Genomic DNA, 24,458 nt, shown 5'->3' with positions numbered 1-24,458 from the left:
TCCCGCCGCTGCGGGAGAGGGGAACGCGGTGAGGTCCTACCCCACCTCATCCGAAGCCACGAGCCCGTCGTAAAACTCGGCCACGATCGACGCGAGCCACGCCTGCGCGGCCGGCGTCCCGATCGTCGCCGTGAGCGCGGGGAACGTCGCGTCCGCGAGCGCGGTGACGATCTCGCGCGGAGGTTTGTCCGGGAGCCCGAGCGACGCGAACACCTCGGATACCGGCTTCGCCTCGTTCTCCTTCACCCACGCGAGCACGAACGCGCGCCGCCGCGCCGCGAGCTCCTCGTTCGCGGCGAGGTGCGCCGCGATGTCGACGCCGATGCGCGCGCCTTGCTTCGTCGCCTCGACGTCGAGCAGCACCTCGGCGAACCGTTGTTCCAGGAGAAACCCTGCGAGCCTTTGCCGGAGCGCCACGAACGGCGGTTCTCCTCCCCGCGCGAGGATCGACTCCGCGGCGTTTTTCACGGCCTTCTGCGAGAAGCCGAGCAAGAACTTCCGGATCTCCGGATCGAGCCGCTTCTCGAAGTCCACGCGCATCCCGTCGATCGACTTGCCCACGCCGCCGAGGCCGAACGGCCCGAGCTTCTTCATCAGCGAGGGCAGCCCCCACTCCGCGACGAACGGGTTCACGCGCTCGGAGAACTGCTTCAGCGCGTCGTGCATCACCTCGCGCATCACCTCGCGCGCGGCCTCGCTCTCCGCGACCTCGCGCACGAGCTTCGGCGGCAGCACGTCGGGCCGCGCGAAGAGGGTGGAGAGGGCCTTCTGCGCGTGCTCCGGGACGAACGATCCGATCGTCGCGCGCTCCTTCACGAGCAGCGCGTGCGCCTCGCGCGCGAGCCGCTCGATCGCGGGACGGAGCGAGCCGTCCACGGTCTGCTTCGTGATCGCCTTCTCGAGCGCGAGGGCGAGCGAGCTCGGCTCGACGAGACGACCGAGCGGCGCGAACCTGAGCTCGTCGAGCACGTCGGCCACGGTCTTCTGCCACTCGGCGCGCGCGGCGGGCGAGGTGAGCCGCGCTTTGAGGAAGGCGATGTGCCGCGTTTTGAGGTCCTCGAGCGCGGCGCGGGTCGTCTGCACGGATCGGTCGTTCACCCCCGAAAGGTAACCCGCGTGCCTGGGCAGCGCGAGACGGCGGCCGCTCCCGGGGCGCCTCGCGCCTCGGCGAAGTGTCTAGGTTCGTCATGAGTTGTCACGGAGGGCCGGGGAGTCGCGGCAGGCCGTGACGAGCAGAGACAAACCGAGACAACGTTTTACAAGTCCATGACAACTGTGACGGCCGGCCTCTGGTACTCCCTCGTTGTTCCGCAGTTTTTTTGCGCCCGAGGGAGGCGCGCACGATGCTCCACACGATGCTCGTCGTCCTGTACTTCGCTGTCCTCCTCGCTCTCAGCGCTTACGGTCTGCACCGGCTGCACCTCGTGTTCTTGTGCTTGCGGCATCGCCGCGAGATCGAGCGCGCGAAGCAGATGCCGCACATCGCCGAGGAAGACCTGCCGCGCGTGACCATCCAGCTCCCGCTGTTCAACGAGTCCACCGTGGCCGCTCGCCTGCTCGACGCGACCGCGCGCATGGACTACCCGGCGGACAAGCTGGAGATCCAGGTCCTCGACGACTCCACCGACGAGACGCAGGCGCTCGTCCGCGCGCACGTCGACCGCCTGCGCGAGCGCGGCGTCGACGCCGTCTACCTGCACCGGACGAACCGCGTCGGCTACAAGGCGGGCGCGCTCGACGAGGGCCTCAAGGTCGCGAAGGGCGATCTCGTCGCCATCTTCGACGCGGACTTCATCCCGCAGCCCTCGTTCGTTCGCAGCATCGTCGGTCACTTCGCCGACCCGAAGATCGGCATGGTCCAGACGCGCTGGGGCCACCTGAACCGCGAGCACTCGGTGCTCACGAAGGTCCAGGCGCTCAGCCTCGACGGCCACCACCTCGTCGAGAACCGCGCGCGGTACGGCGCCGGCCTGCTCTTCAACTTCTCGGGCACCGGCGGCATGTGGCGCAAGAACGCGATCCACGAGGCCGGCGGCTGGCAGCACGACACGCTCACCGAGGACCTCGACCTCTCGTACCGCGCGCAGCTCGCGGGCTGGAAGTTCGTCTACCGCGAGGACGTGGTCTCGCCGTCGGAGCTGCCCGAGGACGTCTCGGCGCTCCGCGCGCAGCAGTACCGCTGGGCCAAGGGCACCGTGCAGACGGCCCGCAAGCTCCTCAAGCGCGTGCTCGCCTCGGACATCTCCTTCGCGCAGCGCCTCGAGGCGTTCTTCCACCTCACGCCGCACTTCGCGTATCCGCTGCTCGTCACGCTGAGCGTCCTGCTCCTGCCCGCGCTCGTGCTGATGCCGGCCACGGACACGCTCACGATGATCATCGTCGACCTGCCGCTCTGCGTGGCCACGACGGGCTCGCTCGCGGCGTTCTACATGCTCGCGGAGACGGCGCAGGGCCGTTCCCGGACGAACGCCCTCGCGCGCCTGCCGATGCTCATCGCCCTCGGCACGGGCCTCGCGCCGCACCTCTCGAAGGCGGTCTTCGAGGGCCTGCGCCACATGGCCGGTGAGTTCGTCCGGACGCCGAAGCACGGCACGAACAAGGGCCGTTACCGCGCCCGCGCCGACCTGCCGCTCCTCGAGACGGGCCTCTGCCTGCTCTCGTTCGGCTCGACGGTCGCCTCGCTCCAGACGGGCCACTACTTCGCCACGCCGTTCGCCGCGCTCTTCACGATCGGCTACGGCTACGTGGCGATGCTCGTGGCGCACGAGCAGGCGACGCGCCGCCGCGAGGCCGCGCCGCTCCTCGCCACGCCGAGCGAGCGTCCCAGCGAGCCCACGGCTGCCGCCGAGCAGCCCGTCGGCAAGCTCGCTGCCTGATCGTCTCTCCCCCTCACGCGCCGCTCGGGCGCCCCTCCTCGCCGTTCCACATCACTCCCCCCTGGATATTCCTGGCCCGGGCTCTTATCCTCGGCGTCGTAAGGGCGGGACTTCGTCTATGACCAAGGCCGAAATCGTACAAGCCGTCTACGGCCGGCTCGGGGGGTTCTCGAAGAAGGAGTCGGCGGACCTCGTGGATCTCGTCTTCGAGACGATGAAAGAGACCCTCGGCCGCGGAGAGAAGATCAAGATCTCGGGCTTCGGCAATTTCGTTCTGCGCGACAAACGCCAGCGTCAGGGCCGGAATCCGCAGACGGGTGATCCGATCGTGATCACCGAGCGCCGTGTCCTCTCCTTCAAGGCGAGCCAGATCCTCAAGCACGCGCTGAACCCGCGCGTCGCTGGGGCGAGCGGCGCCGCGGCTTCCGCCGTCGCGGAGGAGTGAGCGGCTTGTCCGGGCGTCGAGAGCTTCCTGCGAAGCTCTACTACCGCATCGGAGAGGTCGCCGGGATCGTCGGCGTCGAGCCGCACGTGCTCCGTTACTGGGAGAGCGAGTTCCGCTCGATCCGACCGCAGAAGTCCGCCAAAGGGCAGCGTGTCTACTCGCGCCGCGACGTGGAGACGCTGCTCAAGGTGAAGGACCTGCTCTACGCGCACCGCTTCACGATCGCGGGCGCGCGCCGCAAGCTGCGCGAAGGCGGCATCGAGCCGCCGGGCGAGGACGATCCGAGCGTGGAGCAAGCGCGAAAGATGCGCGAGGCGCTGCTCGACATCCGGAGCGAGCTCGTCGCGATGATGCGTGAGCTCGACGAGCCCAAGGCCACGGGCAAGAAGAGCTAGAGCGGCGCGCGATGAGCGAGCGGCGCGAGGAGGCGCTCTCTGGCAGCGCGATCGTGCGTTTCGGCGTGCCCGCGGGCGCGACGGAAGAGCGCGCCGAGGCGCTGCCACAGATCGTGGTGTCGAGCCTGAGGGGCGCGCGCGTGGGCCTGCGGCGTGGTTTCGTGGACGAGGCGGGCCTTCGGCTGCGCGTCGCGTGCGTGGAGGCGCCGTCGGACCGCTTCGCGCCGGGCGTCGAGGAGATCGTGCTCGGCATGGCGACGTCGATCGCGCGGGGCGCGGTCTCGGACGGCCTCACGCTCGAGCGCTGGGATGCCGAGGGCATCACGCGGCACGAGGGCCGTTTCGAGCAAGCGCTCACGGGGCAGGGCATGCGCGGCGAGAGGCCCGTCGTGCTCCGGGGACGGCACGTGCTCGGCTTCGAGGGCGCCGCGAGCGAGGCGGTGCTGTGTACGTTCGTCTGCGAGGAACCACGAGCGAGCGAGCGCTGCGCCGACCTCGTGACGAACGCCGAGCTTGCGTCGCTCGTGCCGCCGCCGCCGCCGAGCCTCCTCGTGCGTACGATCTTGATGGCTGCCGAGCGGCCGCGGGATGCGGCCTTGCTCGGCCTGGGGATTGGCGTGTTGTTCGTCGCGGTGCTGCTCGCGCGCAGGCCGCGACCGACGCCTTGATCAGAACGGGATGTCGTCGCCGCCGTCGTAGCCGTAATCATCCGGCGGAGGCCCGGGATCCGGCGCGGGACGACCGCCGCCGCCACCACCACCACCACCGCCGCTGCGACCGCCGCCGCCGCCACCACCACCACCGCTGCGACCGCCGCCGTAGCCGCCGCCGCCGCCACCGCGACCGCCGCCGCCGCCGCCACCACCGCCGCTGAAGTCGCTGTAATCACCGCCGCCGCCGCCGCGCGCGGGCGGACCGGAGAAGTCGGCGGGCGGGCCCATGTCGTCGCCGGCGGGCGCGCCGCGACCGCGACCGGCGAGGATCACGTTGTTCGCGATGACCTCGGTCTTGTAGCGCTTGTTGCCGTCGCGATCGTCGTAGCTCGACGTGCGCAGCGAGCCCTCGACGAAGAGCGACGAACCCTTGCCGAGGATCTTCGCCAGCGCCTCGCCGCGCTTGCCCCACACGACGACGTTGTGCCAGTCGGTGCGCTCGCGGCGGACCTTGTCTTTGTCGAGGTAACTCTCGGTCGTGGCGAGGCGGAGGTTGAGCACGGCCTGGCCACCCTGGGTGAACCGAAGCTCGGGATCCGCGCCCAGATTTCCGAGCAACATGACGCGATTGAAGCCTTCCGCCATCGACTTGTCCTTCCTCTCCTCGCCAGGATGTCCCCCGTTCATGACGACGCGTCAAGGGCGAGGGTTTTACGTAGGGCCCGGTCGCCTGCTAGTGCACGCCCTTGGCGGCCTGCGCGATCACCTCGGCGAGCAGGAGCTTCGCCACGTTCAGATAGATCAAGATCCCGAGCACGTCGATCAAGGTCGCGATGAACGGCGTCGAGCTCGTCGCCGGGTCGAGGCCGAGCTTGCGCAGGAAAAGCGGCAGCATCGAGCCCACCGTGCAGCCCATGATCACGATGCCCATCAGCGTGATGCCGACCGTGAACATGAGCGCGTAGCCGTCGCCCCAGAGGTAGATGCGCGTCATGCCGATGATCGCGAGCATCAGCCCGAGCACCACGCCCTGCCCGATCTCGCGCACGATGACGCGCTTCCAGTCCGTCGGCTTCACGTCGCCCACGGCGAGGCCCCGGATGATGAGCGACGACGACTGCGATCCGGTGTTGCCGCCCGTCGAGATGAGCATCGGCACGTAGTAGGCGAGCTTCGAGACAGCCTCGATGATCTCGTCGTAGTGCCGGAGAACGGTGCCCGTGATGAACTCGCTCACGAGCAGCGCCGCGAGCCACGGCGCGCGCTTCTGGATGAACGTCCAGAAACCGGTCTGGAAGTAGCCCTCCTCCATCGGCTCGACGGCCGCGAGGCGCTGCAGGTCTTCGGTCTGCTCCTGCGTGAGCACGTCCATCACGTCGTCGACCGTGATCACGCCGAGCAGCTTTCGATCGGGGCCGACCACGGGCATCGCGGCGAAGTCGTACTTCGCCATCTTCCGCGCGACCTCCTCCTGATCGGTCTCGGGGCTCAGCGCGAAGATGTTCTCCGTCATCACGTCCGTGATCCGGTCCGTGGGCGCGGCGAGCAGAAGATCACGCAAGGACACGATGCCGAGCAGGCGCTCGTCGTCCGATAGTACGTAGACGTAATAAATCGTCTCGGCGTCCTGGGAGGACTTGCGGATGCGCTCGATCGCTTCGGCGACGGTGATCGTGGGCGGCACCGAGACGTAGTCGGTGGTCATCAGACCGCCGGCGCTGTCCTCGGGCCATTTCGCGAGCTCCTCGACCTCGGCGGCGGCCTCGGGATCGACCTTCTCGAGCGACTCGAGCAGGTTGTCGCCGACCTCCTCGGGCAGGGCCTCGATGAGATCGGTCCGCTCGTCGGCGGCCATCTCGGAGACGATCGGCGCGGCGTTCTCGACGCCGAGCTCCTCGACGAGCGCCTCCTGCTGATCCTCGTCGAGGCGCTCGAAGATCGGCGCCGCCTCCTCGGGCTTCAGCGTCTTGAGGATGAGGGCCGCTTCATGCTCTTCGAGCATGCCGAGCAGGTCGGCGAGGTCCTCGTCGTGGATCTCTTCGAGCAAGGCGCCGATCTGCGCGGGATCCTCGGCGAGGAGCTCTCGCACCTCGGGCAGCATCGCGACGGCGACTCGCATCATCGGGCGCCAATCAGCCAGAGGAGCCGCGCGCCCGCAAGCAGGATCGCGGGGGCGCGGCGAGGCCCGCGGGCAGGGCCCTGCCGGCCCCCGGCCCCCGGTCCCGGACCGACTCGCCCGTTGTCCATGCTGCCAACTCAGTTGGCGATCGCCAGAGCAGGATCTCTACGCGAGTCAGGATCGATTGCCGGCACGCCTGTTGCTCTGACCCCTCCTCGGATCCCGGGGTTTCCTGCAAATAGGCGGTTCCCAGGCCGGATCTCGAATTGACAGCCTTCCCGGGACATCCCTAGCATCGAGGCCATCGATCACGGACGGGCCCGGCAGCATGGGTCCGTTCGTCGCGGCAACTCCGTTTCTGGGACGAGCCCAGCGTAAGGTCGGCTAAGGAGCTCAGCATGAAAGGCTTACAGCGTCAGAAAAGCTTCCTGGGGAAGCGCGCGGCCAAAGCGGCCCTCTCGATGGTCGTAGCCACCACGGCGGCTGGCGCCGCAGGCTGCCTCGATCGGCCCGTCGAGACCGTCGAGCCCCGTATCACGGCGACGATCGTCGAGCGGCTCACCCAGAGCTCGGTCGACAAGATCGACATCCTCCTCGCCATCGACAACTCGCGCTCGATGGCCGACAAGCAAAACATCCTCGCGCTCGCGGTGCCCGACCTCGTGGCAGGCCTCGTGAACCCGCGCTGCATCGACGACAACGGCGTGCCCGTGTCCGCGGCGCAGCAGCCGGCCTACCCGACCGACGACTGCCCGGCCGGCACCAAGCGCGAGTTCGAGCCGATCGTCGACATCCACATCGGCGTCATCAGCTCCTCGATCGGCGGCCACGGCGCGGACTCGTGCCCGAACTCCGACGCGAACAGCAAGGAGTGCTCGCCGAGCCCGAACACGACGAACAACGACAAGGGTCACCTGCTCTCGCGCCTCAACCAGTGCGGCGGCGCCTCGGTCGACACCTATCCGTACGGCACGGGCAGCACGGACAAGGGCTTCCTCGCCTGGGATCCGAAGGCGAAGCTCTCGCCGCCCGGCGAGACCGACATTCCGAACCTGCAGCAGGGCCTGCGCGACATGGTCATCGGCACGGGCCAGATCGGTTGCGGTTACGAGTCCCAGCTCGAGAGCATCTACCGCTTCCTCGCGGACCCCGAGCCCTACGAGACGATCTCCGTCGTCAACAACCGCGCCACGCCCGACGGCACGGACACCGTCCTCCTGCAGCAGCGCGCCGAGTTCATGCGGCCCGACTCGCTGCTCGCGATCGTCATGCTCACCGACGAGAACGACTGCTCCATCAAGGAGTACGGCCAGTTCTACTACGTCGGCCAGCTCCGCATCGGCAACACGAACGTCCGCATGCCGCGCGCGCGCCAGGAATGCGCGGCCGATCCGAACGACCCGTGCTGCAAGTCGTGCGGCCAGGATCCGGGGAGCTGCCCGCCCGACCCGAGCTGCACGAACCCGCAGGGCGGCCCGGCGCTCCTCAGCGTCGACGAGGACGACATCAACATGCGCTGCTGGGATCAGAAGCGCCGCTTCGGCATCGACTTCCTCTACCCGACGTCCCGCTACGTCCAGGCCTTCTCGAACGCGGAGATCGCGAACCGCGCGGGTGAGCTCGTCCCGAACCCGATCTTCTCGGACCTGAACCCGCAGGACAACATCACGAACATCCGCGACTCCGGCCTCGTGTTCTTCGCCGGCATCGTCGGCGTGCCCTGGCAGGACATCGCCCGCGACAAGACCGACCTGTCGAAGGGCTTCAAGAACGCGAACGAGCTCAACGCGCCGATCGACGCGAGCGGCTTCTCGACCTGGGACGTCATCCTCGGCAGCGAGAAGACGGACTTCAAGCCCCTCGATCCGCTCATGATCGAGTCGATGGACAAGCGCACGGGCACGAACCCGATCACGGGCGACGTGCTCGTCGACGCCTCCACGCCGAACGCGAACCCGGTGAACGGCCACGAGTGGACGATCACCGCGAAGGACGACCTCCAGTTCGCGTGCATCTTCCCGCTGCCCACCAATGATCAGCGCGACTGCACGAACACGAACCTCACGGCCTGCGACTGCTTCGAGGCGAACAACGACAACCCCCTCTGCCAGCAGGACCCGAACAACAACAACGCGCCGACGCTTCAGGTCCGCGCGAAGGCGTACCCCGGCATCCGCCCGCTCGAGGTCATGCGTGACCTCGGCGATCAGGGCATCGTCGCCTCCGTGTGCCCCGACAAGATCGACCCGGTCCTCGACATCGACAAGCCGGACTTCGGCTATCGCCCGGCCATCGGCTCGATCATCGACCGCCTGAAGAGCGCCCTCAAGGGCCAGTGCCTGCCCCGTACGCTCACGCCCGACGCCGAGGGCAACGTGCCGTGCCTCATCCTCGAGGCGCGCAACACGCAGGGCGCCGGTTGCGTCTGCGACCCGAACGCGGCGCGCGCCGAGATCCCGAGCGAGGGCCCGAAGGCGAAGGCCGTCGAGCTCGCGAAGGAGGATCCGGCGTACGACAAGGCCAAGTGGGATTGCTTCTGCGAGATCACGCAGGCCGGGGCGGACGGGAACAAGGATGCGCGCGCGGCCTGCCAGGACGACGCGACCGAGCAGCCGCAGCTCAACGGCCAGCCGGTCAACGGCTGGTGCTACGTCGACGGGACGACCACGCCCCCGACGGGCAACGTCGAGATCGTCAAGGACTGCCCGGCGAACGAGCAGCGCATCATCCGCTTCGTCGGCGCGGGTGAGGCGCAGCCCGGCTCCACGCTGTTCATCACCTGCTCGGGTGATACGGGCGGCGGCTGAGCCTGACCGTACCTGACGACGTGACGTAGTGACGTGACGAGGCCCGGCATCGGGCCTCGTCGCGTTTTGTGATAAGACGGCGCCCCGAGGTGACGTCGAAAAAGAAGATCCTGATCATCGAGGACGAGCCCCACATCGTCCTCGGCCTGACCGACGCGCTCGAGTTCGAGGGGTTCTCCGTCGTCTCGGCGGGCACGGGCAACGCCGGCGTGCTTCTCGCGCGGCAGGAGAAGCCGCAGGCGATCCTGCTCGACCTCATGCTCCCCGACACGAACGGGTTCAAGGTCTGCGAGGAGCTGCGCCGCTGGGATGCGTTCATCCCGATCATCATCCTCACGGCGCGTGGCCAGGAGCTCGACAAGATCCGCGGACTCGACGCGGGCGCCGACGACTACGTCACGAAGCCCTTCAGCGTGGGCGAGCTCATCGCTCGCATGCGCGCCATCTTCCGGCGCACCACGCGAGGGCCCGGCGATCCGACGCCCGAGGTCTTCACGATCGGGCAGGCCAAGATCAACATGACGACCCACACGGTCGCGCGCGGCTCGAAGTCGAGCCCGCTCTCGTTCTACGAGGTCGAGCTCCTGCGCCTGCTCTACGAGCGCGTCGGCCAGCCCGTCTCGCGCGAGGAGATCCTGCAGAAGGTCTGGGGCGTCGAGGGCTCACCGACGAACCGCACCGTCGACAACTTCATCGTCAAGCTGCGCAAGAAGGTCGAGAAGTCCCCGGACAAACCGCAGCACATCCTGACGGTGTACGGGCACGGCTACAAACTGGCGCCCTGAGATCAGCGCAGGGGCAAGGCGTTGCGCACGTCCACGGAGACGCTGACGATGTCCTCGCGGATGCGCGCGGCGTCGAGCCCGCCGAGGCTCGTGCCTTCGCGGAGCTGACGCGCTTCGAGGTAAAGACCGGGGCGACCGCGGAAGGCGCTGTCGCCGACGAAGCCGATCTCGTCGCCTGCTTCGAGCGGCGCGCCCACGACCGCGCGTTCGCTCGGCCGATCGAGGTTTCCGTGCACGAGGAGCACCTGCCGCAGCCGGCCTCCATCCCGCACGAGATGCGCCGTGACCACCGTCTCGCCGAGCATCTCCCCGACGAACGCGACCTCGGCCGGCCCCTCTTGCCCTTCGAGCGCGAGCGCCACGACCGCATCGCCGCTCGACGCTTCGAGCAGCACCGCGCCGGGCCCGGGCGCGACATCGCCCGCTTCGAGCGACAGATGGAAGGGCCGATCGAGCCCCGCGACGACCGACGGCGCAGCTTCGGCCGTCAGCGGCACGTGGTACGCCGTCATCTCGGCGGGCCGCTCGGGCCTTCGCGGGACGAGCGTGCTCCGCTCGGACGCCGTCTCCGGGCCCTCTGCGAGCACTTCGCGCCCGTCCGGCTGCGGCGCCCGACCTGGCGGGGGCAGGGGGATGCACACGTCGCCCTCGGGCAACGTCCGCGGGCCACACGACGCGGCCACGGCCGGGGCGACCGTGGAGGGCGCACTCGTGGGCTCGGGCGCCTTCGGCCTGGGGGTTTTCCCGAGCGCACCGAGGGCCGCGAGCAGGGCGGCAAAGGCGGCGGCCCGGACGAGCGGCTGCATCGCCCTTCGCTATAGCCCAGCCCGCCAAAACGAGCCAACCGAGCGCCCGAGACGAAAGCGAGCCGTCACGGAGCAGAGCGAAGTGAAGGCGAGCGGCGGCGGGTGTGGGGGCAGAGGAAGGCCCGGCGATGTTCGCGAAGCGAAAATCGCTGTCAGGTCGGGCCGACCGGAGCCCCCCACGTAGGGAAACAACCTGGCTTGCGTCGGCCCGACGCTGTTGATAGCTCCTGTCTCGTGCAAGACCGCTCCTCGATCGAAAAGTCTCTGAACGCGCTCTTCGACGCCGAACGCACGGTTCGCCGCCTGCATGACGAGCTCGCCGACAAACCCGAAGGTACGCTGCTCGACGTGCTCACCGATGCGATCGCGGCCGCTCTCAAGGAGGGCGACGAGGACGAATCGGCGCTGCGACTCGTGCGGATCGCGGCGCTGCTCGGTGAGCTCCAGGGGCCGCGGGTCGTCGACGCGATGATCGACGTCCTCTCGTCCGAGCACCCGGAGGCGCGCCGCGCCGCGGGCGAGCAGCTCGAAGAGCTCAGCTTCGAGCGCTTCAAGGAGGTCGCGCTGGGCGTCGAGCGCGCGCTCAGGCGCCTGCCCGTCGGCTCGCCGGCGCTGCCCGAGCTCCCGTACATCCTCGCCGAGGTCCCCGAGCCCGGCGTCACCAAGGTCATCGGCCAGTTCTTGAAGCACGGCGATGCGGACGCGGTCGCGGCGGCGATCGAGGCGCTCGTGCAGATCGGCGATCCGGCTTCGGCGCGGCTCATCGAGTCGCTCGTCGACGACACGCGCACCGTCGAGCTCGAAGAGGACGGCTCGGACGCGACGACCGAGGTCACGATCGGCGAGCTCGCCGAGGAGGCGCTCGAGATGCTCGAGGCCGTCGGTGAAGACGAAGGCGAAGGGAACGGCGGGAACGGGAGAGCTTCGTGAGCCTCGGGACCCCGCTCACGGGGGCGGAGGCCGCGGTTTTCGACACGTCCGTCATCCCGCGTTACCTCACGTATTTCGGCACGGCCGCGGTGGAGATGGTCATCCCGTACTCGCCCGCGTCCGTGGCCGACATCGGCTGCCGTACGGGGTACGTCGAGCCCATGCTCGCGGACAAGCTGCCGGGCGCGAACATCGTCGGCGTCGATCCTTCGCCCGAGGCGCTCACGCTCGCGCGCGCGAAGGCATCGACGCTCACGGGCGTGAACGTGAGCCTCGAGCTCGCGACGGGCATGCCGCTCCCGCTGCCGGACGCGAGCTTCACGCATGGTCTGCTCGTGCATCCGGTCGTGAGCGCGCAGGCGCGGTATGCGCTGCTCGCCGAGCTTCGACGTATCCTCGTCGTGGGCGGGCAGGGCCTCGTCGCGTTGCCCGTGCGTGGTTCGTTCCCCGAGATCTACGACATGCTGCGCGAGTATGCGCTCCGGCAGGACCTCGCGGATTTCGGCAAGGCCGTGGAGGTCGCGGCCGCGAGCCGACCGACGATCGAGTCGCTCTCGGAGGAGCTCGAGAAGGTCGGCCTCGGCGAGGTCGACGTCGACGTGCAGCTCATCGGCGTCGCCTTCAACAGCGGCAAGGAATTCCTGGACGATCCGATCGCGCAGATGATCGTCTTCCCGGACATGCGCGCGCTGCTCGAAGCCGACCCGGGCGGCGTCGAGGCGGGTTTCCGCTACGTGAGCGACGCGATCACGAAGTACTGGTCCGAAGGCTCCTTCGAGCTCACGGTCAACATCGGCTGCGCGAGCGGCCGAAGGTTCGAGTAGTCAGCGCAGCACGAAGAACGGCACGAGCGCCCAGCCGCCCGCGTCTACTTTGACGTCGAACGTTCTGCGCTGCCCCCGCGCCTCGACCGTGATCGCATGTTTCCCCGCGGGGACACGCGTCCTCGCGATCGCGATCCGCGCCGGCAGGGTCGACCACGACCGCGTGTCGGGCGTGTCGAGCGCCGACATCGTCAGGCTCGTGGCGAAGCCGAGCAGCATGCCCACGGCTTCCGCGCTTCCATCGCGGCGCTGCCGATCGTCCTGCGCTGCGTTGATCCCTGCCGCCGTCGCGCCTGCCACGGCCACGCTCGCCGCCGTGCGCGCGAGCAGACGCGTCATCGCCGCGAGCACGAGCGTCCCTTCGCGCTTGTGCCACGCCGATCGCACCTCGCCTTCCACGTCGAGCGCTTGCTCCAGCGGCAAGACCTCCTCGCCCATCGACGCATTCGGCACCTCGTAGCCCCCGCGGCCCGGGCCCAGCGTGGGGTAGTTGATCCACGCCACCGCGCCCTGGAGCACGAGCGAATCCATCTCCCTGCGCTCCATCGGCGACAGCTCGCTGCCCACGATCTGCATCGCCATCCCGATCGGGATCCGCACAGGCGTCTTCGGCGGCACCCGCCCGAACCCCACGACGACGAGGATCTCCGCCTCGCCCGTCTCTTCCACCGACGCCAGGGGCTCCGCGCCTTCCACGAGCGCGTCGACCGCCTCGTGCTTCGTCGTCTTCTGCCCGCCCGTCAGCGAGCGGAGCGGATCTCGCAGCGACTTGTACCGCGCGTATTCGAGCGCCTCGTCGTAATGCAGCAGCGCCTCGTCGCGTTGCTTCGACTTCTCGTAGGTAAAACCCGCGAGGTAACTCCCGAGCCCGAGCAGCGCGCCCTCGTCGCCCTGGCTCTCGATGTACTTCTGCATGACCACGAGCCGCCGCGCCTCCACGCGCGCCCCGTTGAGGTCGTGCCGCGCGAGGTAGCTCAGCATGTTGAGCGTGTTCAGAAGGAGCTTTTCGTACGCCGGCGCCTTGTACGGCCCCGCGTCGTCCGAGAACACGTAGCGGCCGATGTCCGCCGCCTTGCTCGTCGAGAGGTCGAGCACCTCGATCGCCTGATCCGCGGCGCCGAGGTCGCGCGAGGCCTGCTCGTACTTTCCCATCGCGAGGTGGATGCTGCCGCGGTCGAGCAGGAGCAGCGCCTCGTCCTGCTTGACCGGCGGGATCTCGCCCGGCGACTTCACGCCGAGCTCCTGATCGAGCGCGGCGACGGCTTGCTCCATCGAGCCACGATCGAGCGCCGCGAGCGAGTCGCGGATGCGCACCTCGTGCCCGGCGCAGCCCGTGTTTCCGAGCGCGCCGAGGGCGAAGGTGATCACGCAGGCGGCGCGCCGGAGGCCGAGGAGCGGGCGCACGTCAATCCTGGTTGATGAGGGCCTTCGTGAAGGCCGCCTTGTTTTGCCAGCGAACCGCGCTCGTCTCGGTCTCGATGACCTGCATGAACATGAAGTATTGCACGCGCCGCCCGCCGGCCGTGCGCTCGTCCGAGGTGTAGACCTTGCCGGTCATGTAGTACTTCGCGCCGAGCTGACGGCCGTACTGAGCTGCGTGATTCGGATCGAACTGACCGCCGTTCTGCCGCTCGACCTCGGCGATCATCTGGTTCTGCCGCTCGCGGCTCACGACCGTGACGAGCTGCGAGTTGACCATGAACGTCTCGGCGTCCGAGAGCACGGCCTGGAGCTGGCTGTCGATGTGCTGGCTCGTCTCGTTGAGCATCGGGAAGATCGCCAGCGTGGGCTTGTCGCCCGCGTCGGCCCAGGCCTTGGCGAGGGGCGAGGCCACGAGGTGCTTCATGTTCTCGTGGAGGAGCTGCTCCATGTCGCGCTTGTCGATGCCCGTGCTCATCGGCGGGTCATCGAGGCCCTCGACCTCCGAGCCGCGGACGAACACGGGGTCGCTCGAGCAGCCGGCGGCGAGCGGCGCGAGCAGGAAAGCGACGACGGGGACGAGGCGAAGGAAGCTTCGGTTTTTCATGGGTGGTGATGTGACGCTCAGGCGACGACGAGATTCACGATCTTGCCGGGTACGTAGATGAACTTTTTCAGCGTCTTGCCGGCCGTGAACGCAGAGACACCCTCGGCTGTGAGCGCGGCGTTACGGGCCTCGTCTTCGCTGGCCTTGATGGGCAGCGTCACGCGGCCGCGGACCTTGCCATTTACCTGCACGGCCATCTCGATCACGTCGTCGACGCACAGCGCCGGATCGAAGGTCGGCCAGGCTTCGAGCGCGATGGAACGCGGGTTGCCCCAGAGGTGCCAGACCTCCTCGGCCACGTGCGGCGCGAACGGCGAGACGCAGATCAACAGGCCACGGGCGGCCTCGCGCGGCAGCTCCTTCAGCGAGCCGAGGTGGTTCAGGAGCACCATCATCGCCGAGATCGCCGTGTTGAACGAGAGCGCCTCGATGTCCTCGGTGACCTTCTTGATGGTCTTGTGCACGAGGCGCTTCGTGGCGTCGTCGATGGCGTCGACGAGCGGCCGGCCCGTGAGGATCGAGAAGATGCGGTCGCGGAAGCGGACGACGCCCTGGATCTGCGCGGATTGCCAGGGTTTGACCGCTTCGAGCGGGCCCATGAACATCTCGTAGAGGCGCAGGCAATCGGCGCCGTAGGCCTTCACGATGTCGTCCGGGTTCACCACGTTGCCGCGGGCCTTCGACATCTTCTCGCCGTCCTCGCCGAGGATCATGCCCTGGTGGACGAGCTTCATGAACGGCTCGGGGTGCGACACCTTGCCGATGTCGAAGAGCACCTTGTGCCAGAAGCGCGCGTAGAGCAGGTGCAGCACCGCGTGCTCGCCGCCGCCGACGTAGAGGTCGACGGGCATCCAATCGTTGTACGCCTTCTGGCTCCACGGCTCGGCGTCGTTCTTCGGGTCGAGGAAACGCAGGTAGTACCAGCACGAGCCAGCCCATTGCGGCATCGTGTTCGTCTCGCGCGCGTACCACTGCCCGTCTTTCTGGAAGAACCTCCAATCGACCGCGCGGGCGAGCGGGCCCTGCGGGTCTTCGCCGGGGCGGAAGTCGACGAGATTGGGCAGGCGCAGCGGGAGCTCGTTCTCGGGCACCGCGATGGGTTTGTCGTAGCGGATCACATGCTCGTCGCCCTTGCGCGGGTCGCCGGCCGGATCCTTCATCTCGACGGGGAAGTAGACCGGGATCGGCTCGCCCCAGTACCGCTGCCGGGAAAACACCCAGTCGCGCAGCTTGTACGTGATCTTCGACGCGCCTTTGCCGAGGCGGACGAGCTCGTCCACGATGGCGCGTTTCCCGTCGGTCGACTTGAGCCCGTCGAACTTGCCGCTCCGCACGAGGATGCCCTCGTCGACGTAAGCCGCGTCGAGCGAATCGTGGAGCTTGCCGTCGGGGCTCACGACCTCGATGACGGGCAACTCGAACGTCTTGGCGAACGCGAAGTCGCGCTCGTCGTGGCCCGGGACGGCCATGACCGCGCCCGTGCCGTAGCTACCGATGACGTAGTCCCCGACCCAGATCGGCACGGCCTGGCCCGTGAGGGGGTGGATCGCCATCGCGCCCGTGGGCACGCCGGTCTTCGTCTTCTCCGAGGTGCGGTCGAGGTCGCTCTTGCTCGCGGCGGCCTGCACGTAAGCCCGGACGGCGTTGAGCTTGTCGGCCGAGGTGATCTTCTCGACGAGCGCGTGCTCGGGCGCGAGCACGACGTAGGTACACCCGAGCAGCGTGTCGGGGCGCGTCGTGAACACGTCGATCTTCGCGCCCTCGAATCCTTGGACGTCGAACGAAATGGTCGCGCCCTCGGACCGCCCGATCCAGTTCCTCTGCATGGTGACGGTGCCCTCGGGCCAGTCGAGGAGCGAGAGGTCCGCGGCGAGGCGATCGGCGTACGCGGTGATGCGCAGCATCCACTGGCGCAGCGGGGTGCGGACGACGGGGTGACCGCCGCGCTCGCTCTTGCCGTCGATGACCTCCTCGTTGGCGAGGACGGTGCCGAGGGCGGGGCACCAGTTGACGAGGACCTTGTCCTGATAAGCGAGGCCGCGTTCGAAGAGCTTGACGAAGATCCACTGGGTCCAGCGGACGTAGTTTTCGTCGATCGTGCCGAACTCGCGCTCCCAGTCGTAGCTGAAGCCGAGCATCTTGAGCTGACGCCGGAAGGTGTCGATGTTCTTGCGCGTGGTCTCGGCGGGGTGGGTGCCGGTCTGGATGGCGTACTGCTCGGCGGGCAAGCCGAAGGCGTCCCAGCCCATCGGATGCAGGACGTCGAACCCCTTCATGCGGCTGTAGCGGCAGAAGATGTCGGTGGCCGTGTAGCCCTCGGGGTGCCCGACGTGGAGGCCCGCGCCCGAGGGATAAGGGAACATGTCGAGCACGTAGCGCTTCGGCCGACCTTCGTGGCGCACGGCGCGGAAGACGCCGGTCTCCTCCCAGAAGCGCTGCCAGCGGGGCTCGGCCTCGGCGTGAACGTAACGAGCGGGCTCCTGCGCAGCCGGAGCGCCGTCCGCAGGCGTGCTCGGCGAGGTCGTGTTCGCGGTGGGGGACGTCATGGCGACCGTACGATTAGCACCGACACGGCGCGTGTGTCAGCGGGCGGGCGAGGGGAGGGACGCGCGAGAGAAGCGGGAAAGAACGGGGCGGTAGGGACGCACGAAGCGCCGGACAGCCTCAACGCGAGGGTGGACGCCTCGACAGGGCAAGCTCCGCCGCCACCCACCGCCGCAGAAGCTCCGCGTCCGCGGCCCGCATCGCCCGCGCTTCGAACCTCGGCTGGGTCATCGCCGCGGCCAGCTCCTCCGCGTCGAGGGGCCTCTTTTTCGCGCCGTCGATCACGATGAACAGCTTCCGCGCCGCCTTGTCGACCACGAGGCAAGCCCAGCCGGGCCCTTCCTCCGCGTGGACGAGCGTGCCGGCGATCACGCTGTCGAACGGGGTCGCGGCTCCATCGTGCATCACCCGCATTCGTTCGCCGTCGTCGGCCAGGTAGGCGTGATATCGGCCGTCGGCGCTGAACGTCAGATCCGCCGCCCATGCGAATGGTCTCTGCTCGCGCCCGTCGATCACCACGAATCGCGCCCCGCGGCTTCCGGCCACGTAACCGAATTTCGCCCCGCGCCGCGCGAAGACCGGCCGATCCACCGCGTCATACGCCGGGCCTTCCTCCCCATGCACGACGATGTGCCAGCCGCGCCCGCGCCGCGCCGCATACGCCAGGCGCCCGCCTTCGCCGCCGAAGACCAGGCTCCCGGGCGCGACTTCGTCGTACGGCGGGCCTTCCACGCCATCGAGGACGATGACCTCGCCATCCGCGCGCCGGCCGGCATACGCCACGTGCGCGCCGTCTTCGCTGAACACGACCTCCGAGATGCGGGCATACGGCGTGGATTCGACGCCGTCGACGGTCACGCGCCATTGCCCGGCGCGCTTGGCCAAATATGCGAATCGACCCCCGCGCGGCGCGAGCGCATGGTGTGCGATCGCCTCCGCAGGCGGCGATTCACGCCCGTTCATCCAGAAAAACGCCTCCTCGCCGCGCCGCCCCACGTGGGCCACCGCGGCGCCGTCCTCGCTGAAGCGTAATGCGCCGATGCCGTCGTAGCGCGGCCCGGCGGTGCCGTCGACGATCGCGCGAACGAAGGCGCCTTGCCGCGCCACGTACGCAAAACGTCCGCCGTGCCCGAACAGCAGCGTGCCCTCCAGAATGGCGTCGAACGCGGGGCCGGGCGTTCCGTCCAGCACCACGAACCACGCGCCCTTTCGTTGCGCTGCATGCGCCACATGCGCGCCGTCCGGGCTCAGGACGACCTCGCCCAATCCGTCGAAGGTCGGGCCCGCGCGCCCATCCACGATGAGCGACCAACCCTTTTCCCGGCGCGCGGGGTAGGCGAGGCGACGACCATCTGCGCTCCACACGAGTGATTCGATCCCGATACCGAGATACTCGGCGCCGTCCACGCCGTCGACGCGCACCCGCTGCTTGCCGGCGCTCTCCAGCACCTCGATGTAATGCCTTCGATCGGGGCTATGACCCAGCCAAACCACGGATGGCCCGCAGCCCGCCACGAAGAGCAGGGCGAGCGAGAGGGCGATCGACTTCATCCGAAGATCGGCGCGGGCAGCGGCGGGATGCTGCGCGTGCTCGTCATCACGCCCTTCGCCACCGTGCGCCCCTCCACGCGGGCCTCGACCTCGTACCGCGCGAGGTTTTCCATGAGATGCGATTGCGAGACGATGTACTCGATCCGCTGCCCGGCGAAGACCGGCTGGAGCAACTTCACGTCCACCGATGCGCTCATTCCCACGTGCAGATTCGAATGCGTCTTCAGCGACGCGACGAGCTCCGCCGAGACGTCGGGCTTGTACCCCGGTTGCAGCCGATATCCGAGCGCCAGGTTTTGCAGGGCCTCGATCACCTCGTTCGGATCGCGGCCCTTCGCTTCCCACGCGTCTTGATATGCAGCAATGATGCCGAGGAGGTTACCGCTCTGGCCGAGCCCCTCGATCGTGTACACGCCGGGCCAGAGGTGAAGGCCGGGGAAATGGCCCTCGAACACGGGCTCGTTCGCCGAGACGCAGCGCGCGGCCCGCAAGGTCGGCCGCGGCGTTCGCTCGTACGATTCGATCACGTCGACCATCGAGAACGGGCGACGGTGCGGGATCAACAGGTTGATGACGTCTGCGCCGAGGGACAGACGGGCGCTCGTTTTCATGAAAGGCTCCACCGCAGCGCGTCCACGGTGCGCCGGATGTCGTTCGCATTTTCGGTCGCGTGGACCCGCACCTTCGTCCCGAGGTTCGTCCGGACGAGCGATCGCAAAACGGCGCCCGGGGCGATCGTCACGAAATCGGCGACGCCGCGGTGTTCGAGGGTGGACATGACGTCGGTCCAGCGCACGGTATGGACGAGCTGGCCGGCGAGCAGGCGCGGGACGAGCGCCTCCTCGGCGACATTTCCCGTCGCATTCAGCACCATGGGGACCTGCATGGCCCCGCGACGCGCGCGCGTGAGCGCCGCTTCGAGCTCGGGAGCCGCGTCCTTCATCGATTCGCTGTGCCAGGGACCGGCGACGGGCAAACGTCGCGCGTGGCGCCAAAGGTCGACACCGAGGGCATCGCCGAGGGCGCGTACCACGTCGCGGATCACGCCCTCGTCGCCGCTGAGCACCACTTCGTCGGGCGCATTCGACGCCGCCACGTGGATTCCGGGTTGCGTGGCCGCGCGCTGCATCGTCCCCTTGAGGAATACCTCGGAAAGACCTGTCGGCGAGAGCGAGAACGCGATCATCGCGCCCGGATTGCGTGCGGCTTCCCGCGCCATCAGCCGTCCACGAAGCGCCGCGAGCGTGATCGCATCCTCCGGCGTGATCGCGCCCGTCGCGGCCCAGGCCGGGAGCTCGCCGAGCGAATGACCTGCCACGACGTCGGGCTCGATCCCCGCGGCGACGAGCTCCGCGTGCACGAAGAGGGCAATCGCCGTGAGCACCGGCTGCTGAATTTCCGTGCGTTCGAGGGCCCGACCGCCCTTCGCCAGGAGCTCGCTCGGCGCGACGTCGGCCGCGGCTGCCGCCCGTTCGAGCATTTCCTTGCCTCGCGGCTCACTCTCCACGAATTGCACGGCCGCGACGATCCCCTTCGCGCCCTGCCCCGGAAACAGAAACGCCACCGTCACAACGTGAGCCCCCCATCCACCACGAGCGCCTGCCCGATGACGTACGAGGCCTCCTCCGACGCCAGAAACAAGACCGCCCGCGCGACCTCGTCGCCCGTCCCGAAACGCCCGAGCGGAATCTGGCCACGCGCTTTCTCCGCGATCCGTTTGTCCAGGCGCTTCGCCATTCCCGTGCCGAGCAGCCCCGGCACCACGGCATTCACCCGGATTCCGCGCGGCGCCAGCTCGGCCGCGAGCGTGCGCGTGAACGCGAGGATCGCGCCTTTCGAGGCCGCGTAATTCGATTGCCCCGGGCTCGCGTGCTGGCCCGCGACCGAGGCGACGTTGACGATCGCGCCCCGCCGCTTCGCCATCATCGGCCGCACCACGGCGCGGCAGCCGTGAAAGGCGCCGCCCGCATTGACGCGCATCACCTCGTCCCAGCTCTCCTCGGCCATCAGCGGGAAGAGCTCGTCCGCCGCGACACCCGCATTGTTGACGAGCACGTCGATCGAGCCCCTCGCGGCGAGCGCTTGCTCCACGGCTGCATTCATGGACGCCGCGCTCGCGACGTCCATCGCGAGCAACGCGCCCCGACCGCCGGCCTCTTCCATCGCTCGAAGCGTCTCTTTCGCCTCGTCCTCGCGCGATCGGTATCCCACGAAGACGAACGCCCCCTCGGCACCGAACGCCGTCGCGATGCTCCGGCCGAGCCCGCGGGAGGCGCCGGTCACGATCACCGTATTGTCTTCGAATCGCGCATTCATAAAGGCAACACGAACGGCGGCATTTTCGACACGTCCCGGTCCCGGTAGCTATGCCGCTGCGGGCTCACGTACAGGCTGCGGTTGTTGATGAGCGGCGCCGAGGCGGTGCGGATCGGCCGGCGCTCCCCCGCTCTCCGGATTTCGTAGCGGTCGATGCCCGCGTACGCATAGGGCCGATCGAGCAGGAGCAGGGCCACCCATTCGCCCCGGATGACCGAAAACCCGGAGACGAGGACATGGCCGATCCGCTGTTCCTCCAGAAAAACCTCGTCCCCCTCGGCCACGGGCGCGCCGGCGACGGCCCATACGACCCGCGAATTCGCCCCTGCCTCGCGTCGCGACCGCAGCGCGACAGATCCCACGTATTCCTTGCGGTACGAGACGCGCCATTGCAGGCCGAGCTCCAGCGGCGAGAGGCCGGCCCGACCTTCGCGCCGGATGTTGAAGAAACCATTTTCGAGCGCACATTGATCCAGCGCGGGCAGGCTCGCGCGCGCGAGGTCGAACGCCGCGCCCTCCCTGAGCAGCGCCTCGCGCACGGTCTCCACTTCGCCCGTGGGAATGAGCAAATCATACCCGTACTCGCCAGTCTTCCCCGACCGGAAAAACACGCCTTCGTCGGCGCGGTAAAACGCGAGATAGGGAAGACTCCCGACATCGGGGCCGAGCACGGCCGTGCAGAGCTCCCAGGCATAAGGCCCGTGGAGCGAGAGCAGCGTGCCGTCGCATCGTCGGGCGGTCGCCTCGACGCCCGCGGGAAAATGTTTTTCCAGGAACGCGACGAGCTCCTCGGGGGAGGGACCTTCGGCAAGCAAATAGAACGATTCGTCGTCGCGGGCCACGTGGATGTCTGCGAAGGGGCGGGCCTGCTCGTCGAGCAGGAGGCTCGGCCGCATCTGGCCGTCCTGCAAGAAAAGATCGCAGGCGACCACGTGGTCGAGCGCCTCGTACGCGCCCTCGCCCTCGATGCGCAGGCACGTGACGTGATCACCCGCGGCGAGCGCCACGCTCGTGCGCAAGGCGCGGATCTCGTCATCCATCGACATCGTCCGTCCTCCCGTGGGCGAGGGCCAGGTCGACCAGCGTATTCACGGTGCGCATGGCCGGCCGCGACAAACCTTCGTGCGGCAGCTTCACGCCGAGCTCGGATTCCATGCTGACGAGGAGCTCGACTGCGTCCACCGAATCCAGGCCGAGCCCCGTGCCGAAGAGCGGCGCGTCGGGGTCGATCTCGTCGGGCGCGCGGCTCACGTGCAGGCGATCGACGAGGATCGTGCGCACCTTGTCGAGGATACGCTCGCGACGCTGGATGTACCGGGCAAGCTCGGGGTTCATGCGGCTCCTTTTCGGCTGAAGACGACGGCGGCCGCGGCGGTGCCGCCCGGATCGGGGACCAGCACGTGCTCCCACGTCCCCCGCAAAATCGAAGCGACCGCGAATGCGCAGGCGAACATGGCCGCGGCCCCCGGCGCGGGGCCGAGCACGGGCGTGACGTCCGGCGCCACGAAAACGTCTTTTTCGTCGATGCCGGCCATTCGAATCGCGCGCCGTTTGGCCTCCTCCACGTCGCCCGGACCCGCGAGCCCGAAGCCCGCGAGGCGCACGGCTTTCGAGGCGTCGGACGCAGGGGTTTTTCCGAGGACGAGGCACGCCGCGCCTTCGCCCTCGTGCGCGTCGGATTCGAGGCAGACGCGCTCGTCGACGCCCGCCGCGAGGAGCAGATCGACGTCGGACCGCGTCGATAGGTGCATCGCCGCGTAAATGAGCGCGACGAGGCCGCTTCCTTCACCCGTGGTGAGCGTCGTCGTTGGTCCTTTGAGCGCGCAGAGCTTCGTGCACGTCCCCGCGGACGCATTGAGCACCATTCGCGTGAACGCCGTGGCCGAGAGGCGCACGAGGCCACGCTCTCGAATGCTGTCTCTGAATTCGCGTTCGCTCTCGGTCGAGGCGCGCGTCGTGCCGACGAAGAGCCCCGCCCGCTCGCGTTTCGCGCCGCGCAACGTGATTCCCGCGTCGGCGAGCGCGAGCGCCGCGGCCGCCGAGAGGTATCGCGAGGCGGGATCCATCCCGCGGCCGTCCGCCGTGGGAATGAGGCTCTCGATGCGGAACGCTGGCGCGCGGCGGCGGAGCGGAACATTCGCGGCGAGAGCAACCTCGAGCGCGTCGAAATCCATCCCGTGCGGGCCCACGGCCGATGCGCCGAGAACCAGCACCTTCGCCGCGGTTTGTCTCGGCGCAGTATGCTCCGCTCTGCCCACGATCACGGCCGCATTCGCGCCTCCGAACGCGGAGTTGTTGCAAAGCGCGCGCTCGACGCGGGCCACGCGGGGCCGGTCGCCGGCCACCGGATCGGCCGGCGAGCGCGGCCGCGGCTTTTCGTAATGCAACGTTGGAGGGATCTTGTCCTGCGCCATGCCACACAGGGTCGCGATGAGCTCCAGCACGCCCGCAGCGCCCTGCGCATGACCGAGAAAACTCTTCGTCGAGCTCACGGGCAAACGCGCTGCGCGCTCGCCGAACACCTGCTCGATGGCGCGGTATTCGGCGGCGTCGTTGGCCGCGGTGCCCGTGCCGTGTGCATTGACGTAATCGATGCTGTCGGCCTCCGTCCCCGCATCGAGGAGCGCGCCTCGCAGCGCGCGCGCGACGCCGGCGCCCGTGGGATCGGGCGAGGTCGGATGATATGCATCCGCCGAGAGACCATACCCGAGCAGCGTCGCGAGCACCCGCGCGCCCCGGGCGCGGGCCTCGTCGCCGCGTTCGAGCACCAAAAACCCCGCGCCCTCGCCCAGCGTGGTGCCCACGGGCTCGCTGAACGGCGCGCATTTCGAGGGGCAAAGCAGCCCGAGCGCGTGGAAGCCGGCGAAAATCTCCGGCGTGAGCTCGTCCGTGCCGCCGGCAATCGCCACGTCGCAAAGCCCCGCTTCGAGCAGATCGCGGCCGAGCCCGAGCGCATTCGTCGAGGAGGAGCACGCCGTCGAAACGGTGAGTGTCGGGCCCTCGATTCCGACGGCGTGCGCGACCTCCGCGGCGACGAGGTGCAGGCCGTCCACGTGCATGCCGAGGCTCGTGCCGAGGACGAGGGCCACGCGGCGCCCCGCCACGCCGCCCGGCCCGATCTGCAAGCCGGCATTGGCGAGAGCCTCGCGCGCCGCGGTCGTGGCGAATGCGGCGCACGGATCTCCGGAGATCGCCCCCGGCACCATCCCGCCGAGCGACACGGAAAAACCATCGGTCGAGAATCGCTCGATCGGGCGAATCCCGTCGCGGCCCTCCTCGACGGCGGACCATAACGCGGTCGCGGTCGCGCCGAGCGCCGAGACGGCGCCCATGCCCGTGATGGCAACCGGGAGGCTCTGCATTTGCGAGAGCATGCCGCGG

22 protein-coding genes are annotated in these 24,458 nt (G+C 68.8%); 8 read left to right on the top strand and 14 right to left on the bottom strand.

What is annotated here, in order from left to right:
* Positions 1-36 precede the first annotated feature (36 nt).
* The gene (locus QHF84_RS10460) at positions 37-1,098 is read right to left on the bottom strand and encodes a hypothetical protein (RefSeq protein WP_281313083.1); all 1,062 of its coding nucleotides are present in this window, start codon (positions 1,096-1,098) and stop codon (positions 37-39) included.
* 245 nt (positions 1,099-1,343) lie between these two features.
* On the opposite strand from QHF84_RS10460, the gene QHF84_RS10455 reads away from it, so the two are divergent.
* From QHF84_RS10455 to QHF84_RS10440, 4 genes are all read left to right on the top strand, one after another.
* On the top strand, positions 1,344-2,876 hold the full coding sequence (locus tag QHF84_RS10455) for a cellulose synthase family protein (RefSeq protein WP_281313082.1): 1,533 nt from the start codon (positions 1,344-1,346) through the stop codon (positions 2,874-2,876).
* A gap of 118 nt (positions 2,877-2,994) precedes the next feature.
* Positions 2,995-3,321, top strand: a complete 327-nt coding sequence (locus tag QHF84_RS10450; RefSeq protein ID WP_281313081.1) for an integration host factor subunit alpha — start codon at positions 2,995-2,997, stop codon at positions 3,319-3,321.
* 5 nt (positions 3,322-3,326) lie between these two features.
* Positions 3,327-3,716, top strand: coding sequence for a MerR family transcriptional regulator (locus QHF84_RS10445; protein ID WP_281313080.1), 390 nt, complete (start codon positions 3,327-3,329; stop codon positions 3,714-3,716).
* Positions 3,717-3,727: 11 nt separating this feature from the next.
* Positions 3,728-4,384, top strand: coding sequence for a hypothetical protein (locus QHF84_RS10440; RefSeq protein WP_281313079.1), 657 nt, complete (start codon positions 3,728-3,730; stop codon positions 4,382-4,384).
* Here QHF84_RS10440 and ssb read toward each other — a convergent pair whose 3' ends face one another.
* Together ssb and mgtE are read right to left on the bottom strand one after the other, a co-directional pair.
* On the bottom strand, positions 4,385-5,014 hold the full coding sequence (gene ssb, locus QHF84_RS10435) for a single-stranded DNA-binding protein (protein ID WP_348652855.1): 630 nt from the start codon (positions 5,012-5,014) through the stop codon (positions 4,385-4,387).
* A gap of 88 nt (positions 5,015-5,102) precedes the next feature.
* Positions 5,103-6,491: a magnesium transporter gene (mgtE, locus tag QHF84_RS10430; RefSeq protein WP_281313077.1), complete on the bottom strand. Its 1,389-nt coding sequence runs from the start codon at positions 6,489-6,491 to the stop codon at positions 5,103-5,105.
* Positions 6,492-6,886: 395 nt separating this feature from the next.
* Here mgtE and QHF84_RS10425 point away from each other — a divergent pair, with 395 nt between their 5' ends.
* The gene (locus QHF84_RS10425; RefSeq protein ID WP_281313076.1) at positions 6,887-9,295 is read left to right on the top strand and encodes a hypothetical protein; all 2,409 of its coding nucleotides are present in this window, start codon (positions 6,887-6,889) and stop codon (positions 9,293-9,295) included.
* Positions 9,296-9,384: 89 nt separating this feature from the next.
* On the top strand, positions 9,385-10,080 hold the full coding sequence (locus tag QHF84_RS10420; protein ID WP_281313075.1) for a response regulator transcription factor: 696 nt from the start codon (positions 9,385-9,387) through the stop codon (positions 10,078-10,080).
* A gap of 2 nt (positions 10,081-10,082) precedes the next feature.
* On the opposite strand, the gene QHF84_RS10415 is transcribed toward QHF84_RS10420, so the two are convergent.
* The gene (locus QHF84_RS10415; RefSeq protein WP_281313074.1) at positions 10,083-10,886 is read right to left on the bottom strand and encodes a hypothetical protein; all 804 of its coding nucleotides are present in this window, start codon (positions 10,884-10,886) and stop codon (positions 10,083-10,085) included.
* A gap of 234 nt (positions 10,887-11,120) precedes the next feature.
* Here QHF84_RS10415 and QHF84_RS10410 point away from each other — a divergent pair, with 234 nt between their 5' ends.
* On the top strand, positions 11,121-11,816 hold the full coding sequence (locus QHF84_RS10410; protein WP_281313073.1) for a hypothetical protein: 696 nt from the start codon (positions 11,121-11,123) through the stop codon (positions 11,814-11,816).
* Positions 11,813-12,640 (top strand): class I SAM-dependent methyltransferase, encoded by an 828-nt coding sequence (locus QHF84_RS10405; protein ID WP_281313072.1) that lies wholly within the window; start codon positions 11,813-11,815, stop codon positions 12,638-12,640. The genes QHF84_RS10410 and QHF84_RS10405 overlap by 4 nt, the downstream gene beginning before the upstream one ends.
* Here QHF84_RS10405 and QHF84_RS10400 read toward each other — a convergent pair whose 3' ends face one another.
* The 10 genes from QHF84_RS10400 to QHF84_RS10355 all read right to left on the bottom strand — a co-directional run bounded on the left by QHF84_RS10400 (position 12,641) and on the right by QHF84_RS10355 (position 24,439).
* Positions 12,641-14,044, bottom strand: coding sequence for a hypothetical protein (locus QHF84_RS10400; RefSeq protein WP_281313071.1), 1,404 nt, complete (start codon positions 14,042-14,044; stop codon positions 12,641-12,643).
* 1 nt (position 14,045) lies between these two features.
* Entirely contained in the window at positions 14,046-14,666 is a 621-nt protein-coding gene (locus QHF84_RS10395; RefSeq protein ID WP_281313070.1) for a penicillin-binding protein activator LpoB, read from the bottom strand.
* Positions 14,667-14,683: 17 nt separating this feature from the next.
* The gene (gene leuS / locus QHF84_RS10390) at positions 14,684-17,212 is read right to left on the bottom strand and encodes a leucine--tRNA ligase (protein WP_281313069.1); all 2,529 of its coding nucleotides are present in this window, start codon (positions 17,210-17,212) and stop codon (positions 14,684-14,686) included.
* 118 nt (positions 17,213-17,330) lie between these two features.
* Entirely contained in the window at positions 17,331-18,761 is a 1,431-nt protein-coding gene (locus QHF84_RS10385; protein WP_281313068.1) for a hypothetical protein, read from the bottom strand.
* Positions 18,758-19,372 carry a hypothetical protein gene (locus QHF84_RS10380; protein ID WP_281313067.1) on the bottom strand — a complete coding sequence of 205 codons (615 nt, stop codon included), beginning with the start codon at positions 19,370-19,372 and terminating at the stop codon, positions 18,758-18,760. The genes QHF84_RS10385 and QHF84_RS10380 overlap by 4 nt, the downstream gene beginning before the upstream one ends.
* Positions 19,369-20,325 carry an acyltransferase domain-containing protein gene (locus tag QHF84_RS10375; protein ID WP_281313066.1) on the bottom strand — a complete coding sequence of 319 codons (957 nt, stop codon included), beginning with the start codon at positions 20,323-20,325 and terminating at the stop codon, positions 19,369-19,371. The genes QHF84_RS10380 and QHF84_RS10375 overlap by 4 nt, the downstream gene beginning before the upstream one ends.
* Positions 20,326-20,327: 2 nt before the next feature.
* The gene (fabG, locus tag QHF84_RS10370) at positions 20,328-21,077 is read right to left on the bottom strand and encodes a 3-oxoacyl-ACP reductase FabG (RefSeq protein WP_281313065.1); all 750 of its coding nucleotides are present in this window, start codon (positions 21,075-21,077) and stop codon (positions 20,328-20,330) included.
* Positions 21,074-22,123, bottom strand: a complete 1,050-nt coding sequence (locus tag QHF84_RS10365) for a glycine cleavage T C-terminal barrel domain-containing protein (protein ID WP_281313064.1) — start codon at positions 22,121-22,123, stop codon at positions 21,074-21,076. Before QHF84_RS10365 ends, fabG begins: the two co-directional genes overlap by 4 nt.
* Complete coding sequence (locus tag QHF84_RS10360) at positions 22,110-22,412, bottom strand: acyl carrier protein (protein WP_281313063.1); 303 nt, start codon at positions 22,410-22,412, stop codon at positions 22,110-22,112. Before QHF84_RS10360 ends, QHF84_RS10365 begins: the two co-directional genes overlap by 14 nt.
* Positions 22,409-24,439: a beta-ketoacyl-[acyl-carrier-protein] synthase family protein gene (locus tag QHF84_RS10355; protein WP_281313062.1), complete on the bottom strand. Its 2,031-nt coding sequence runs from the start codon at positions 24,437-24,439 to the stop codon at positions 22,409-22,411. The genes QHF84_RS10360 and QHF84_RS10355 overlap by 4 nt, the downstream gene beginning before the upstream one ends.
* Between the last annotated feature and the right edge of the window lie 19 nt (positions 24,440-24,458).

Origin of the sequence: Polyangium sp. y55x31, from assembly GCF_029946505.1 — a bacterium.
Lineage (GTDB): Bacteria > Myxococcota_A > Polyangia > Polyangiales > Polyangiaceae > Polyangium.
This window is presented reverse-complemented; position numbering and strand designations above follow the sequence as displayed.

What these genes read in the sequence shown, in the direction of transcription:
- QHF84_RS10455 (WP_281313082.1), top strand. Translation starts at nt 1,344, where the DNA reads ATGCTCCACACGATGCTCGTCGTCCTGTACTTCGCTGTCCTCCTCGCT.
- QHF84_RS10450 (WP_281313081.1), top strand. Translation starts at nt 2,995, where the DNA reads ATGACCAAGGCCGAAATCGTACAAGCCGTCTACGGCCGGCTCGGGGGG.
- QHF84_RS10440 (WP_281313079.1), top strand. Translation starts at nt 3,728, where the DNA reads ATGAGCGAGCGGCGCGAGGAGGCGCTCTCTGGCAGCGCGATCGTGCGT.
- ssb (WP_348652855.1), bottom strand. Translation starts at nt 5,014, where the DNA reads ATGGCGGAAGGCTTCAATCGCGTCATGTTGCTCGGAAATCTGGGCGCG.
- mgtE (WP_281313077.1), bottom strand. Translation starts at nt 6,491, where the DNA reads ATGATGCGAGTCGCCGTCGCGATGCTGCCCGAGGTGCGAGAGCTCCTC.
- QHF84_RS10425 (WP_281313076.1), top strand. Translation starts at nt 6,887, where the DNA reads ATGAAAGGCTTACAGCGTCAGAAAAGCTTCCTGGGGAAGCGCGCGGCC.
- QHF84_RS10415 (WP_281313074.1), bottom strand. Translation starts at nt 10,886, where the DNA reads ATGCAGCCGCTCGTCCGGGCCGCCGCCTTTGCCGCCCTGCTCGCGGCC.
- QHF84_RS10395 (WP_281313070.1), bottom strand. Translation starts at nt 14,666, where the DNA reads ATGAAAAACCGAAGCTTCCTTCGCCTCGTCCCCGTCGTCGCTTTCCTG.
- leuS (WP_281313069.1), bottom strand. Translation starts at nt 17,212, where the DNA reads ATGACGTCCCCCACCGCGAACACGACCTCGCCGAGCACGCCTGCGGAC.
- QHF84_RS10385 (WP_281313068.1), bottom strand. Translation starts at nt 18,761, where the DNA reads ATGAAGTCGATCGCCCTCTCGCTCGCCCTGCTCTTCGTGGCGGGCTGC.
- QHF84_RS10380 (WP_281313067.1), bottom strand. Translation starts at nt 19,372, where the DNA reads ATGAAAACGAGCGCCCGTCTGTCCCTCGGCGCAGACGTCATCAACCTG.
- fabG (WP_281313065.1), bottom strand. Translation starts at nt 21,077, where the DNA reads ATGAATGCGCGATTCGAAGACAATACGGTGATCGTGACCGGCGCCTCC.
- QHF84_RS10365 (WP_281313064.1), bottom strand. Translation starts at nt 22,123, where the DNA reads ATGTCGATGGATGACGAGATCCGCGCCTTGCGCACGAGCGTGGCGCTC.
- QHF84_RS10360 (WP_281313063.1), bottom strand. Translation starts at nt 22,412, where the DNA reads ATGAACCCCGAGCTTGCCCGGTACATCCAGCGTCGCGAGCGTATCCTC.
- QHF84_RS10355 (WP_281313062.1), bottom strand. Translation starts at nt 24,439, where the DNA reads ATGCAGAGCCTCCCGGTTGCCATCACGGGCATGGGCGCCGTCTCGGCG.